Origin of the sequence: Virgibacillus sp. NKC19-3, from assembly GCF_019837165.1 — a bacterium.
GTDB classification, from domain to species: Bacteria; Bacillota; Bacilli; order Bacillales; family Amphibacillaceae; genus Virgibacillus_L; species Virgibacillus_L saliphilus.
In genome coordinates this window covers 2,282,050-2,296,497 of the sequence record NZ_JAGYHC010000001.1, presented here as the reverse complement: position 1 = coordinate 2,296,497, position 14,448 = coordinate 2,282,050, and the positions used below count along the sequence as shown (strand labels likewise).

The window sequence follows — 14,448 nt, the reverse complement described above, 5'->3', positions numbered from 1 at the left end:
AAACTGTAACGTATACTGTTGTGAATAAGGGGTGATGGCATGGAGACACAAATGATACGAAATAGGAACGGTCAAATTAATATTGTGTTACATGATAAAAAAGAAGTGAAAATCGAAAATAGCGATCATGTTCCATATATTGATAATAGCCCGTTTACCCATATCGATCAAGAATTCTCATCATTTGTTGCGATGAATGAACTAAAACGAACCATCAAGGAAATTTATGCCACTATCATTATTAATGAAAAACGGAAACAAGTAGGACTTACCGGATCAAAGCAAGTACTTCATATGCTCTTTAAAGGAAATCCCGGAACGGGGAAAACGACGGTTGCTAGAAAGCTTGCAAAAATATATTATGAGATGAATATTTTATCAAAGGGACATTTTATCGAAGCAGAAAGAGCCGATCTAGTGGGGGAATATATCGGTCAAACGGCGCAGAAAACACGGGCTATTATTCAAAAATCAATGGGTGGAATATTATTCATTGATGAAGCCTATTCCTTAGCCCGCGGTGGGGAAAAAGACTTTGGAAAAGAAGCGATTGATACATTGGTAAAACATATGGAAGATAACCATAATGATTTTGTTTTAATATTAGCAGGATACTCAAACGAGATGGAACGTTTTTTAACTTTAAATCCCGGACTTAAATCCAGATTTCCATTTATATTGGATTTTCAAGATTATGAGGTAGATCAATTAATGGATATTGCAAAACAAATGGCTGCAGAAAGGGAATATAAGTTTACAAAAACGGCGGAATGGGAATTAAAAACCCAGTTATATAAAAAGACCACAGAAATGAATCGAAACTTTTCCAATGCGCGCTATGTACGTAATGTTATCGAAAATGCCATAAGGAAACATGCAGTTAGATTATTGACAAAAGAACAGATTTCTACCGAAGACTTAATACTGTTAACGGAAAAGGATTTATATGCAAATGATTAAAAAAGATTAATGCATATTGCACGGTCTATTCCTTTTTGAGCATGATAAAATATGTAATGAAAGGGATACTGTTTTTACTAGTGTATTACAGAAAGAGGTTAGCATCCATGTCTAGAGAGAAAGTACTGATCATAGCGGTTAAAAATAAGGAACAAAATGACTTACGATTTAACTATTCACTGGAAGAATTGATATCATTGAGTAATACAGCAGGTGGTGAGGTAAAAAAAGTTATTACACAAAATCGTAGCCGTATTCATCCCGCAACCTATTTAGGAGAAGGTAAAATAGATGAAATTAAACAAGAGATAGATGAACTTGATATTCATTTAGTTATATCCAATGACGAATTATCTCCTGGTCAATTACGAAATTTGAATGACCGTTTTGGAATCCGATTGATTGATCGAAGTCAATTGATTTTAGATATTTTTGCACAACGAGCACGGACAAAGGAAGGGAAGCTGCAAGTAGAACTTGCTCAATTGGAATATACGCTTCCAAGACTCCATGGTCAAGGGGAAGCTATGTCGCGCCTTGGGGCGGGGATTGGCACTAGGGGACCAGGAGAAACGAAACTGGAAACGGATCAACGTCATATCAGGCGTCGAATAGATGATCTAAAACGTCGATTGAAATTAGTTGCCAAGCAACGAAACCAATACCGTCAAAGAAGAAAAACAAATGATGTATTTCAAATTGCCATTGTAGGTTATACAAATGCGGGAAAATCCACGCTGTTTAACCGGGTAACCCACAGTAATTCATTGGAAGAGAATCAGCTATTTGCGACACTTGATCCATTAAGCCGGGAAGTACGACTACCTTCTGGCTTCCAGGCTTTACTTACAGATACAGTTGGATTCCTTCAAGATTTGCCTACATCATTAATCGCATCCTTTCGATCAACGTTAGAAGAAGTGGCAGAGGCAGATTTCTTAATTCATGTTGTAGATGCCGCGCATCCGGACCAAGAAAAACAGCAAGATATTGTCATTAGGCAATTGGAGGAGTTAAATGCCGGGGCTATACCCACGCTAACAGTCTATAATAAGAAGGATTTAGTCACGGATGATTTTATACCATTGAATCATCCATATATTTTTATAAGTGCATATGAACAAACCGATTTACATTCGCTTTTTGAGGAGATTGAAGCTATTTTAAAAGAACAATGGGATAATTATACCCTACGTTTAGATCCGGATGAGGGGAAAATACTTCATCGTCTAGATCATGAAACAATTGTAACAGAGAAATATTTTAATGAAGATACCAATCAATTTATTGTAGAAGGTTTTATGAGGGAAGAACACCCGCCTGAATCGATTTTAAGGGAGAAATTTAGCAAATGATAGAACAATTAATACAACAAGCAGAAGAAGATTGCAAAATAAAACATAAAGAAATGAATACGATTGTAGAAATAAATCAAAAACGCGTACTCGATGCATTTAAAAAGAACACAATCAGTGATAGCCATTTTAATTCAACAACAGGGTATGGTTATGATGATCTTGGACGCGAAGGTTTAGAAGCGGTTTATGCAGATGTATTTGGCGGAGAAGATGCATTAGTCAGGCCACAAATAGTTTCTGGAACACACGCTATAACAACAACTTTATTTGGATTACTGCGACCGGGAGACGAGCTAATTTATATTACTGGTAAACCTTATGACACATTGGAGGAAGTCATAGGAAAAAGAGGAAATAACACAGGTTCTTTAATGGATTTTTATATTACATACAATGAAATTCGTTTAAATGAGAATGGATCCGTTAATTTAGAAGCTGTTAAAAACGCTATTTCCAATAAAACAAAGGTCATTGGGATTCAACGATCGAAAGGATATGAAGATCGCCCATCATTTTCGATAGATGAAATCGGACAAATGGTTCAATTTATTAAAAAAATAGATGAGAATTTAATTATATTCGTAGACAACTGTTATGGTGAATTTGTTGAAGTGAATGAACCTTTGCATGTTGGTGCAGATATTATGGCAGGCTCCCTTATTAAAAATCCAGGTGGTGGGATTGTTCGGACAGGAGGGTATATTGTTGGACAAGAAGATCTTATTATGCAATGTGCGAATAGATTAACAGCACCTGGTTTAGGTAAGGAAACTGGTGCAACACTTAATTCGCTTCAAGAAATGTACCAGGGTTTCTTTTTAGCACCTCATATTGTGGGTGAAGCTCTTAAAGGTGCTGTATTTACAGCGCGTTTTTTGGAATTGGTTGGTTATACAACGACGCCGGATTTTGAGGCAAAGCGAACCGATCTGATTCAATCCGTTACATTTACAAATCCAGATGAAATGATTGCCTTCTGTCAGGCAATTCAGCAAAATTCGCCAATTAATTCTTTTGTAACCCCTTATCCAAGTGATATGCCCGGTTATGAAGATAAGGTTATTATGGCAGCAGGGACATTTATTCAAGGTTCAAGTATTGAATTATCAGCTGATGGCCCTATTAGAGAGCCTTACACTGCCTTTGTTCAAGGTGGGCTTACCTATTCTCATATAAAGGTTGCCTTAATTGAATCTGTACGGGCCCTATTACAGTGAAATTATTTTTAAAGATGTGAGGTATTCTAACATCAATTTGACATATTCTCTTACATACATTATACTAAGCATTATAAAAATTGGAGGGTCATTGATTGAATGATCAAGATCGTCGCTCTATGCCATTATTTGGAATAAGTATTGTCAGGAAGCTAACGGAATTAACAGCTAGACAAATTAGATATTATGAAGAAAATCATTTAATTCATCCTGAACGAACTTCAGGAAATCAGCGATTATTCTCGTTTAATGATGTTGATCAACTCCTAGAAATAAAAGATTACTTAGATAAAGGACTTAATATAGCTGGGATTAAACTTCTTCTGGAAACGGGTAAGGAAATAGAGACTGAACGATCGTATAATGCTGATCTTTCTGATAGGGAACTAAGGAAAATATTAAGAAATGAACTAATTGAAGCTGGAAGAAATGGAAAAACAAGCTTGAGACAAGGTGAGTTATCACGATTTTTTGTTAACCATTAAAAAGTATCGGCAAAACTTAGCTGGTTAAATGAGGCTATGTTTTCCGAATTACATACTTTATATAAACTTGCTAGGAGGAGAATGAATGGGAAGAAAACTTTCGAAAGAAGAAATAAAAAACCAAATTGAAGAGGAGAACGTTCGGTTTATTCGCTTACAATTTACTGACATGCTTGGAACCATCAAAAATGTGGAAATCCCGCTTAGCCAATTGGATAAAGCGTTGGACAATAAAATGATGTTTGACGGATCTTCGATTGAAGGGTTTGTTCGTATCGAAGAATCTGACATGTATTTATATCCTGATTTAGACACTTTTGTTGTATTCCCATGGACATCGGAAAAGGGGAAAGTAGCACGGTTTATTTGTGATATCTATAACCCTGATGGAACACCGTTTGCTGGTTGCCCGCGGTATAATTTAAAACGAAATATTAAAAAAATGGAAGCGATGGGATTTAATGCATTTAACATTGGAACAGAGCCAGAATTCTTTCTGTTTAAGTTAGATGAAAAAGGAGCTCCTTCATTAGAACTGAATGATCATGGTGGATACTTTGATTTAGCACCAACTGATTTAGGTGAAAACTGCCGCAGAGATATCGTTCTCGAGTTGGAAGAAATGGGCTTTGAAATCGAGGCATCCCACCATGAGGTGGCACCAGGTCAACATGAGATCGATTTTAAATATGCCGATGCTGTTAAGCATGCTGATGATATTCAAACCTTTAAATTAGTTGTAAGAACAATCGCAAGAAAACATAATTTACATGCAACGTTTATGCCTAAACCCTTGTTCGGTGTGAATGGATCAGGAATGCATGTAAATATGTCCCTATTCAGAGATGGGGACAATGCATTTTATGACACAGACGGGGAGTTACAATTAAGCGATGTAGCATATCAATTTACTGCTGGAGTTATCAAACATGCAACCAATTTTACAGCTGTTACTAACCCGACGGTAAATTCCTATAAAAGATTGGTTCCTGGTTACGAAGCGCCGTCTTATGTAGCATGGTCTGCAGCAAATAGGAGTCCATTAGTGCGTGTGCCTTATTCACGTGGTGTTAGTACTCGAATTGAAGTACGAAGCGTGGATCCCTCTGCTAATCCTTATATGGCTATGGCGGTATTACTTGCTGCTGGATTGGATGGAGTTAAAAATAAATTAACACCACCAACTGCTATCGATCGCAACATTTACGTCATGACGAGAGAGGAACGTGAAGAAAATGGCATTAAGGATTTGCCTGCTACATTAATGGGCGCATTGAATGAATTACAGGAAAGCAATGTAATTGTAGATGCTTTAGGTGAACATTTATTTGAACACTTTATGGAAGCAAAAGAAATTGAATGGGATATGTTCCGCACAACGGTCCACCCATGGGAGAGAGAACAGTATTTAACTGCTTATTAACGTTGATATGAAGGTATTTTAGTTCGTGGGTGAGCTAGTATAAATGATTAAAAAATGCTTTCGCCCGAGAATGCCCACCAAAATATTATTTCAGAAAACTGTCCATGTATAGTAAATGGGCAGTTTTTTTTGGCCATTTTTTCGAGGTATGAGTAAACATCTGCAGTAATCTGGTAGCTGGCATATCCTAGTTGCTTTCATATCAGTGTAGAATCCAATGGCAAAATAAGAATCATGCAATAAGGCATCCGATTAGAGTGTCTTATTGTAATGCTATAAAAGAAGAGAGAAAAACATAGTAAAACTATCTTAGTATAAAGATGGAAAAATCGTAGAAGTAGGTCAAGCGAGGTTTCTAGTATGACAGATTTTTCATATAAAATTTTAAAAGGAGAGATCTATTATGGGTAAAAAATTTATTGACGTATCACACTATCAAGGTAATATTGATTGGAATCAGGTTGCAAATGATGGGATAGAAGGAACCTATATCAAAGCAACAGAAGGGTCAGCTGCTGGAGCTGCATTTGTGGATAGCCAAAAGGATACCAATTTCACAGGTGCAACCAGTAATGGTCTAGACGCTGGCTTTTACCATTATGCCAAATTTATTTCCGTAAATGATGCAATTGAGGAAGCGGACTGGTTTATCGAGCATATTAAAGAGCATGATTTTACCTTGCCACCAATGCTTGATTTGGAAGAAAACAACTGCCCGTCTGTATCGGTTATGAATCAAGCGGCAAAAGCCTTTTTAGAACATGTTGAGGAAGAGTTGGGTTCAGCTGGGTTATACAGCTTTGGTAACTTCTTTGAAAATAACGTAGACAAATCCTTGCTGGATGATTATGCTTATTGGCATGCACGCTACGCAAGTGATCCAGTTAATGTGAATTTGAGTGACATCTACTTGTGGCAGTACTCCAATAATGGAAACGTAGCAGGTATTACCGAGAATGTTGTCGATTTAAACGAAACAGGCGGTCAATTCTTTACGGTTGGCACTAATAAAAAGGATTAAACCAGTAAATAAGTCTAGTAAGCCAAAAGCGCAAAAATGTACAGAGTAATAAGGCGATATCCTATCACCAATTGTGGCAAATCATAGTATGACAACTAAAAAGTTGCAAGACTTAATAGCATTAACTCCGGAAAAAATCAACGTTGTTGATGATAAGATTAAACGGACCGTGCCCACAAAAAAATACCATGCTGTTAAAATGGGTGATCCTGTCTCAACTGGCAGCTGATAAGTCAATTAAAAACTAGAATATGGGCCTGTATGATGTAAATCATTTCAGGTTGGGAGAGTAAGGGGTAAATAATAAGCCCTCACGCTTGTAAAGGGGCTCAGAAACACGTAAACCCTTATTAAAATAAATGTGTTATCTACTATTAGCTTTGTCCAATCTTCTTTTTCTTAATTACGTATGTTGATTAAGAAAGGAGTGATAAATTATGTGCTACGATCCATGCGAAAAGAAACATGAAGACCATTGCAAATGTGACTGTCATAAGAAAAATGAATGTTGTCATGAAAAAGACCATTACGAAGAACGAGGCTATGACAAATGTCAAGAAAATCATTACCATAGTCCACACAGAAAATTCAATCACCGTAAGAAGAAATTCTGTTATTGCTGTAACAGATATTACTAAACAAGTAAGCCCTCACGTTTGTGGGGGCTTTCATTCCCATTTAGTTCAGTGTGAACAAACTTAATAACACTTGATTTATCAATGCAGTTGCTAACGTGTATCCAATATATATTTTCCATCAGTCTTTGAAATGTTTCATCTTTAAAATCTACTCATTTACTCTTATCATATATTAGTAAAGAAAATGTCCGCTGTATCGTTATTACTTATAATTGATGGTTGTCATCTGAATGATGCGCCAAAACCAATCGAACAAAGGTTCTACTAAAAATAACTATTTTATTAAAAGTTTATTCGTGTGTAGAAAAGGCAGGATGAACACTGCCTCTGTATATATGTGTGTTAGTTCAACGATAAAGTTTGAGCGTTCTAATGGATATTTCGATACAACCCAATAACTTTACCTAAGATTGTTACATTTCGATAGATTAAAGGATCCATGGTTGCATTTTCTGGTTGCAGACGTATGTGGTCTTTTTCTTTAAAAAAGCGTTTTACGGTTGCTTCATTTTCTTCGGTCATTGCAACAACAATATCACTGTTTTGTGCTGTGTTTTGTTGTTTAACAATAACCATGTCCCCATTTAAAATTCCGGCTTCAATCATGCTTTCGCCATCAATAACAAGTACAAATAAATTATCATCCGGTCCAGCGCTCGAACTTGGTAATGGAATAAATTCTTCAATATTTTCAACAGCTGTGATGGGAAGTCCAGCGGTTACTTTACCTATTAATGGGGCATATCGAGCTTCTTCTCTTGGAATAGAACTATCTTCTGATAAATTTAACACTTCAATTGCTCTAGGTTTTGTCGGATCTCTTCTGATATAGCCCTTCTCTTCTATTCTAGCAAGATGGCCATGCACGGTAGAGCTAGAAGCAAGTCCAACCGCAACCGCTATTTCACGTACAGATGGCGGATAACCCTTTTTACTTACCTCATCTTTAATGTAATCGAGTATCATTTGTTGCCTTTTGGATAATTTAGTCATCCAGCTAACACCTCTCACATAATATTTATTAATACTAGTTTATCATTATATTTTCAAAAGCGCAAACGTTCGTTCGAAATTCCTTGACAGGATCATGAGTTCGTGTAATGCTATATATAGACGGACAAGTGTTCCTAAAATAAATAAGGGAGGACTCCTAATATGTTTGAAAAAATCTCAAAAATAGATGTATTTTACTTAGTTGCTTTTGGATTGACTTTAGTATTTTTATATTTTGCAATGGTAACCAGTGGATAAATTCAAGAGGTGGGAAGCAACGTGAAAGCTATTATATATTGTCGTGTTAGTACAAATAAAACAGAGCAAGAAACATCATTAGCCAGACAAAAGCAAGAACTAATTGATCTAGCCAAACACTATAATTTTTCTATTATCAAATGTATAGAAGAGCAGGAGAGCGGGTATGAGATTGATCGGGATGGTATTTTTCAAATGCTTGACTATTTTTCTTCGGGAACGGCAGATTGCTTATTGATACAGGATGAAACAAGGTTAGGCCGAGGTAATACAAAAATCGCATTATTTCATCAGCTGTATAAATTAAATATTCCTATCTACACCGCTATTCATGATGGAGAATTAGAGGTATCTGAATCAGACTCCATGGTGTTACAAATCGTTGGCATTGTGGAAGAGTACCAACGTAAGATTCATAATACAAAAATCAAAAGAGGGATGAGAAAAGCAGTTAAAGAGGGATATGATCCGAGTCGTAATCTCTCTAATTACAATAAAGCTCCGGGAAGGGAAAGAATTTCTTTTCCAATTGAAGAAGTGGTACGCTTAAGACGTAATAAGTTAACATTCGAAGAAATTGCGAAAACACTAAATGGCATGGGCTACGCTGTATCTAAGGCTACTGTACATCGAAGATATCAGGACTTTCATAATACTTGATAACCGTTTGCAGGACTAGTAGTATAAAGGTGGGAATTCTATATATTCCCGTTTTATTTATATAAAGAACTGACGTTATGTGACGGAGGTATTTTAGATGCTGTCAAAAGAAAAAATAGAGCGTATAAATCAACTATCGAAAAAATCAAAGCTTGATGGTTTAACTGATAAGGAAAAAGCGGAACAATCAGCACTTCGAAAAGAGTATTTGGCAAATGTTCGTCATTCATTTAAGAATGAATTTAAAAGTATGAAAGTAATAGACCCAGAAGGTAATGATGTCACACCTGAGAAAGTAAGGGATCTACAAGCAAGAAACAAAAAACACTAGCTGATAAATAACTCGTCTTCGTTTTACTTGTGGCTAGATCGTATTTTGTTATAGAATAAAGAAAGGCTAGGAGACTTGTTAATCGTAAAATGTGAAAGGAGCACACAATATGTCGAACGATATCGAGCAACTATCAATCAACACAATTCGCACATTATCTATTGATGCAATAGAAAACGCAAGTTCAGGTCATCCGGGTCTGCCTATGGGGGCAGCACCAATGGCATATACGTTATGGACGGACTTTATGAATCATAATCCAACAAATTCCAAATGGTTTAATAGGGATCGGTTTGTTCTTTCAGCAGGTCATGGTTCCATGCTTTTGTATAGTCTACTTCATTTATCCGGTTATGATGTGACGGTCGATGATTTAAAAGGTTTCCGTCAGTGGGGTTCTAAAACACCAGGCCATCCGGAGGTGCATCATACAGAAGGTGTAGAAGCTACGACTGGACCACTAGGTCAGGGGATTGCCATGTCAGTTGGAATGGCAATGGCTGAAGCACACCTAGCAGCTAAATTTAATAAAGAAAATATATCTATTATTAACCATCATACATATGCTATTGTGAGTGATGGTGATTTAATGGAAGGTATTTCTCATGAAGCTGCATCTTTAGCCGGGCATCTCGGTTTAGGAAAATTAATTGTATTATATGATTCGAATGATATTTCATTGGATGGTGATTTAGATCGTTCATTTTCTGATAATACAGAACAACGTTTTAAAGCATATGGCTGGCAAGTTATACATGTAGAAGATGGTAACAATGTAAATGATATAAGAAGTGCAATTAAAGCGGCACAGGAAAATACCGATCAACCTACATTAATTGAGGTTAAAACAATTATTGGGTACGGATCACCTAATAAATCAGCTTCTGCTGCGTCACATGGAGCACCACTTGGTGAAGATGAGGTAAAATTAACAAAAGCATATTATAAGTGGACCCATGAGGACTTTTATGTACCAGAAGAAGTATATTCGGACTTTAATGAAAAAATCGGAATCCAGGGTGCAGAAGCAGAGCAAAACTGGAACCAAATTTTAACGAAATATGAGTCTGCTTATCCTGAGCTTGCAGCTGACCTAAAGCTTGCCATGAAAGGTGATCTACCTGTAGATTGGGAGAGGGAATTACCAGTGTTTGAGCCTGAGAAGGATACCCTTGCGACGAGAGCTTCTTCGGGGAAAGTCTTAAATGCAATAGCAAAAACAATTCCAAATTTATTTGGAGGAAGTGCTGATTTAGCTGGTTCAAATAAGACAACAATTAATGATGAAGATGACTTCACGCGAAGCAACCCTGCAGGCAGAAATATATGGTTTGGTGTACGCGAACATGGGATGGCAGCAGCGTTGAATGGTATGGCTTTACATGGTGGATTAAACGTTTATGCAGGGACATTCTTTGTATTTAGTGATTATTTAAAACCATCACTTCGTCTATCTTCCATCATGAGTGCGCCGGTTACTTATGTCTTTACGCATGATTCTATTGCAGTTGGTGAAGATGGTCCAACTCACGAACCGATTGAGCATTTGGCCGCATTGCGTGCAATTCCCGGTTTTTCATTAATTCGTCCTGCAGATGCAAACGAAACACAAGCGGCATGGAGATTATCTTTAGAATCCAAAGATCAACCAACTGGATTAGTGTTAACCAGACAAAACCTTCCTACGTTAGAAGGTACAAAAGAAAAAGCATATGAAGGTGTTAAAAAAGGTGCGTATGTACTAAGTAATTCTGAAAAAGAAACCCCCGATGCGTTATTGTTGGCTACTGGTTCTGAGGTCCAATTAGCTGTTGCTTCACAAAAAGCACTGAAAGAAAAAGGTATTGATGTAAGAGTTGTAAGTATGCCTTCATGGGATCGTTTTAATGTTCAAGATAAAGCATATCAAAACGAAGTAATTCCACCACATGTGAAAAGTCGCTTAGCAATAGAAATGGCTTCGCCGTTCGGATGGGATCGCTATGTTGGTGACGGTGGTAAGATTCTAGCTATTGATACATTTGGCGCATCTGCAAATGGAGATAAAGTGGTTGAAGAATATGGTTTCACAGTCGAAAATGTCATTCAGTATGTAGAATCACTGATCAAATAAAATTAGTAAGATGGTTCCAGCAGTTGGAGCCATCTTTTATATTTTCGACAAAACTAGTGAAAAAAAGCACTATAAAATGACATTATTTAGGAATAGAGTACGTATAATAGATTGTACAAGGGGGAATATCTATGTATGAGTATTCTATTTTTTGTATAAAGGAAAGCGTTGCCAAAAACTACTTTTATAAAAGTGGCATTTTATATCGTTTTATCAAAGAATACCAAAATAATCAGAACAGGAAAGATCTAAAGCTACAATATGACTATGTTACCAATCGCTTTTCTAAAAATGCTTTGATCTCTCATATTGATAATTCTTGCCGGAAGCATCAAATTTCCATTCAAAGGGAAAAAGCGCATATTCAATTATATAAAAACCAAAAGTTAATTTCTTTACATATTAGTGAAAAACATTTAAAATTTCGATGTGAATCATTAGAAGATGCAGAGGAGTTTCTATTTCCTATGCTAAGGCAATTTCAACCCATTCTTTTTATAATAGGTAATAATATAGAAAATTATGGTTGGATGTCACGAATGCCATATAGTGGAAACTATTATAGTGAACAAGTGTTGTATTCTTAGCCCGAATTTACTATACTATATGAGGAACAACACGAAGGAGGAAAGCTTGTCATGAACACGATATGGGTTGTACTTATAGCTATAGTAGCATTAATCGCTGGTGTTGCTCTTGGATTTTTTATTGCCAGAAAATATATGATGAACTATCTAAAAAAGAATCCGCCTATTAATGAGCAAATGCTTCGTACATTAATGATGCAAATGGGGCAAAAGCCATCACAAAAGAAAATCAATCAAATGATGCGTGCCATGGAGAATCAGAATCAATCCGGTAAGAAATAGCGCAATTATACGATTTGTAAATTTGCATAATACCCCTTTCCAATTTTGACTATGGTAAGGGGTATTTTGTTCATTTCATGTTCTAACAGGATTCAGATTATTGTCAAACACATTCGACTTTTTTTAGTTATCTTCTGGTAAAATAAAAAAGTACATGTTAGGAGGATTCAAATGTCTGAAATAAATATCTTTATTGCTTTTGGTGCCGGATTTTTATCATTTATATCACCATGTGTTTTACCTCTTTATCCTGCTTTTTTATCCTATATAACAGGTATGAGTGTAAACGAATTAAAAGAAGATAATAAAAAAGTGAATAAAAAAGCTTTGATGCATACCATTTTCTTTTTAATTGGGTTTTCAAGTATTTTTATTATGCTTGGTTTTACAACTTCATTTATCTCTGATTTCTTAATAACATATCAGGAAATCATTAGACAAATAGGTGCGATCGTCATTATTTTCTTTGGCTTGGTTATTGTTGGTGTTTTCAATTTTGAGTTTCTAATGAAGGACAGAAAAATCACATTTAAAAATCGGCCGGCAGGTTTTGTGGGTTCTTTCCTTATTGGTATGGCTTTTTCCTTGGGATGGACGCCATGTATGGGACCTATTCTTGCTATCGTGCTCTCATTAGCTGCGACTGATCCTGATATTGGTATGGTTATGATGATCAGTTACATATTAGGTTTTTCTATTCCATTTCTCATCTTATCCTTCTTTATTGGCAAGTTAAAATGGATTCGGAAACACAGTGCTCGATTAGTAAAAATTGGTGGCTATATTATGATATTTATGGGAATTGCATTGTTCTTTGACTGGATGACTAAATTAACCGCCTTTTTATCAGGATGGTTTGGTTTTTTGGGGTTTTAATGGACTTTTAGTCTGTTTTATACTATTATTAAATGGATTATATGTAGCTTATAAGGTTCTTCACCAAAACCTATGGTTGACAAACTAGGTGTAAGTATAAATGATAGTGATCGTCTGTTTGACTAAAATCAACTATAGATTTAAGTGTTGATCCGTTTATAAAGGAGAATAGTTTAATGGTAAAGACAAATGACCTAATATTACGCACAACTACGTCCGTAATTGCTTTTATTTTATTAGGATTTTCTGTCTATTTATTGATAGCGGGACATAACTCTCCTGGTGGTGGATTTGTTGGTGGTTTGTTGACGTCCGGAGCTGTTTTACTAATGTATATGGCGTATGGAATGGATGTTGTTAAAAAAATACTACCGATTAATTTTATGATGCTGGTTCCCATAGGATTAGCAATTGCTGTTATAACAGGGTTGGGATCATTTCTGTTTCATGTACCTTTTTTATCACAATCATTTGGTTATTTCACTTTTCCATTTTTTGGTGAGGTTGAATTAGCGACAGCTATGATTTTTGACCTTGGTGTATATTTGACGGTGGTAGGAGTAGTTACTACGATCATATCAACTATTGCAAACGATCAGTCTGTATAATAATGCATGGAAGTTTCCTTTAGCTACAGGTATGCATAATTATTATTCCTGTCATAAGTAGGTATTAAGACGATTCAGTAATTTAACATTTAAAACAGGGAGCCAGGCTTTAGGGAGAGTGTGATTGTGTATGTTTTGGTTAGTGGCAAGTACTGTAGCGGCAGCATTTATGGCTAGTTTAATGATTATAATGCGATTAAAAGCCGCAAAAAAACCAGCATCCATTAAAAAAATAATTTTGCCACCGTTATTTATGAGCACTGGTGCGTTAATGTTTATCTTTCCAGCATTCCAGGTTAGATGGATACAGGTTCTTGAGGCTGTAACTCTGGGCATTATTTGCGCCATTTTTCTTATTAAAACATCTAAATTTGAAGTTCGTGACCAGGCTATTTATTTAATCCCATCTAAGGCCTTTGCTTTTATATTGATTGGACTATTGCTTTTTAGAATCATTTTCAAGTTAATTATTGGGAGTACAATATCGCTGGGAGAGACGAGCGGGATGTTTTTCATTCTTGCTTTCGGTATGATTGTAACATGGCGACTATCCATGTTGTATAAGTTTGTAAAACTTGAAAAAAGTATGAACTATTAATACATAGGAATGCGCCAGACCCGTTTGGTTTGGCGCATTT

General features: G+C 36.1%; 15 protein-coding genes. 14 read left to right on the top strand and 1 reads right to left on the bottom strand.

Annotated features, from left to right (window positions below):
- Positions 1 to 39 precede the first annotated feature (39 nt).
- The 6 genes from spoVK to KFZ56_RS11115 all read left to right on the top strand — a co-directional run bounded on the left by spoVK (position 40) and on the right by KFZ56_RS11115 (position 6,464).
- On the top strand, positions 40 to 960 hold the full coding sequence (gene spoVK, locus KFZ56_RS11140) for a stage V sporulation protein K (protein ID WP_222642000.1): 921 nt from the start codon (positions 40 to 42) through the stop codon (positions 958 to 960).
- Between the two features lie 107 nt (positions 961 to 1,067).
- On the top strand, positions 1,068 to 2,315 hold the full coding sequence (gene hflX / locus KFZ56_RS11135) for a GTPase HflX (RefSeq protein ID WP_222641999.1): 1,248 nt from the start codon (positions 1,068 to 1,070) through the stop codon (positions 2,313 to 2,315).
- On the top strand, positions 2,312 to 3,535 hold the full coding sequence (locus KFZ56_RS11130; protein ID WP_222641998.1) for a methionine gamma-lyase family protein: 1,224 nt from the start codon (positions 2,312 to 2,314) through the stop codon (positions 3,533 to 3,535). Before hflX ends, KFZ56_RS11130 begins: the two co-directional genes overlap by 4 nt.
- Positions 3,536 to 3,630: 95 nt before the next feature.
- Complete coding sequence (locus KFZ56_RS11125; RefSeq protein WP_222641997.1) at positions 3,631 to 4,020, top strand: MerR family transcriptional regulator; 390 nt, start codon at positions 3,631 to 3,633, stop codon at positions 4,018 to 4,020.
- Positions 4,021 to 4,105: 85 nt separating this feature from the next.
- Positions 4,106 to 5,443, top strand: a complete 1,338-nt coding sequence (glnA, locus tag KFZ56_RS11120; protein ID WP_222641996.1) for a type I glutamate--ammonia ligase — start codon at positions 4,106 to 4,108, stop codon at positions 5,441 to 5,443.
- A gap of 403 nt (positions 5,444 to 5,846) precedes the next feature.
- Positions 5,847 to 6,464: a glycoside hydrolase family 25 protein gene (locus KFZ56_RS11115; protein WP_222641995.1), complete on the top strand. Its 618-nt coding sequence runs from the start codon at positions 5,847 to 5,849 to the stop codon at positions 6,462 to 6,464.
- 1,007 nt (positions 6,465 to 7,471) lie between these two features.
- Here the strand turns inward: KFZ56_RS11115 and lexA are convergent.
- Positions 7,472 to 8,095 (bottom strand): transcriptional repressor LexA, encoded by a 624-nt coding sequence (lexA, locus tag KFZ56_RS11110; RefSeq protein WP_222641994.1) that lies wholly within the window; start codon positions 8,093 to 8,095, stop codon positions 7,472 to 7,474.
- Between the two features lie 279 nt (positions 8,096 to 8,374).
- Between lexA and KFZ56_RS11105 the strand changes: the two genes are divergently transcribed.
- The 8 genes from KFZ56_RS11105 (at position 8,375) to KFZ56_RS11070 (ending at position 14,408) form a co-directional block, all read left to right on the top strand.
- Entirely contained in the window at positions 8,375 to 9,013 is a 639-nt protein-coding gene (locus KFZ56_RS11105; protein WP_222641993.1) for a YneB family resolvase-like protein, read from the top strand.
- Positions 9,014 to 9,110: 97 nt separating this feature from the next.
- On the top strand, positions 9,111 to 9,344 hold the full coding sequence (locus KFZ56_RS11100) for a DUF896 domain-containing protein (RefSeq protein ID WP_222641992.1): 234 nt from the start codon (positions 9,111 to 9,113) through the stop codon (positions 9,342 to 9,344).
- A 109-nt stretch (positions 9,345 to 9,453) separates the two neighbouring features.
- Positions 9,454 to 11,457, top strand: a complete 2,004-nt coding sequence (gene tkt, locus KFZ56_RS11095) for a transketolase (protein ID WP_222641991.1) — start codon at positions 9,454 to 9,456, stop codon at positions 11,455 to 11,457.
- A gap of 131 nt (positions 11,458 to 11,588) precedes the next feature.
- Positions 11,589 to 12,044, top strand: coding sequence for a sporulation inhibitor of replication protein SirA (sirA, locus tag KFZ56_RS11090; protein WP_222641990.1), 456 nt, complete (start codon positions 11,589 to 11,591; stop codon positions 12,042 to 12,044).
- A 51-nt stretch (positions 12,045 to 12,095) separates the two neighbouring features.
- Entirely contained in the window at positions 12,096 to 12,326 is a 231-nt protein-coding gene (locus KFZ56_RS11085; RefSeq protein ID WP_222641989.1) for a YneF family protein, read from the top strand.
- 171 nt (positions 12,327 to 12,497) lie between these two features.
- Positions 12,498 to 13,202: a cytochrome c biogenesis CcdA family protein gene (locus KFZ56_RS11080; RefSeq protein WP_222641988.1), complete on the top strand. Its 705-nt coding sequence runs from the start codon at positions 12,498 to 12,500 to the stop codon at positions 13,200 to 13,202.
- A 176-nt stretch (positions 13,203 to 13,378) separates the two neighbouring features.
- Positions 13,379 to 13,810, top strand: coding sequence for a Na(+)/H(+) antiporter subunit B (locus KFZ56_RS11075; protein ID WP_222641987.1), 432 nt, complete (start codon positions 13,379 to 13,381; stop codon positions 13,808 to 13,810).
- A 130-nt stretch (positions 13,811 to 13,940) separates the two neighbouring features.
- Complete coding sequence (locus KFZ56_RS11070; protein WP_222641986.1) at positions 13,941 to 14,408, top strand: CcdC family protein; 468 nt, start codon at positions 13,941 to 13,943, stop codon at positions 14,406 to 14,408.
- The last annotated feature ends 40 nt before the right edge of the window (positions 14,409 to 14,448 follow it).

Coding starts and splice junctions, on each gene's coding strand:
- spoVK (WP_222642000.1), top strand. CDS start 40: ATGGAGACACAAATGATACGAAATAGGAACGGTCAAATTAATATTGTG.
- hflX (WP_222641999.1), top strand. CDS start 1,068: ATGTCTAGAGAGAAAGTACTGATCATAGCGGTTAAAAATAAGGAACAA.
- KFZ56_RS11130 (WP_222641998.1), top strand. CDS start 2,312: ATGATAGAACAATTAATACAACAAGCAGAAGAAGATTGCAAAATAAAA.
- glnA (WP_222641996.1), top strand. CDS start 4,106: ATGGGAAGAAAACTTTCGAAAGAAGAAATAAAAAACCAAATTGAAGAG.
- KFZ56_RS11115 (WP_222641995.1), top strand. CDS start 5,847: ATGGGTAAAAAATTTATTGACGTATCACACTATCAAGGTAATATTGAT.
- lexA (WP_222641994.1), bottom strand. CDS start 8,095: ATGACTAAATTATCCAAAAGGCAACAAATGATACTCGATTACATTAAA.
- KFZ56_RS11100 (WP_222641992.1), top strand. CDS start 9,111: ATGCTGTCAAAAGAAAAAATAGAGCGTATAAATCAACTATCGAAAAAA.
- tkt (WP_222641991.1), top strand. CDS start 9,454: ATGTCGAACGATATCGAGCAACTATCAATCAACACAATTCGCACATTA.
- sirA (WP_222641990.1), top strand. CDS start 11,589: ATGTATGAGTATTCTATTTTTTGTATAAAGGAAAGCGTTGCCAAAAAC.
- KFZ56_RS11085 (WP_222641989.1), top strand. CDS start 12,096: ATGAACACGATATGGGTTGTACTTATAGCTATAGTAGCATTAATCGCT.
- KFZ56_RS11080 (WP_222641988.1), top strand. CDS start 12,498: ATGTCTGAAATAAATATCTTTATTGCTTTTGGTGCCGGATTTTTATCA.
- KFZ56_RS11075 (WP_222641987.1), top strand. CDS start 13,379: ATGGTAAAGACAAATGACCTAATATTACGCACAACTACGTCCGTAATT.
- KFZ56_RS11070 (WP_222641986.1), top strand. CDS start 13,941: ATGTTTTGGTTAGTGGCAAGTACTGTAGCGGCAGCATTTATGGCTAGT.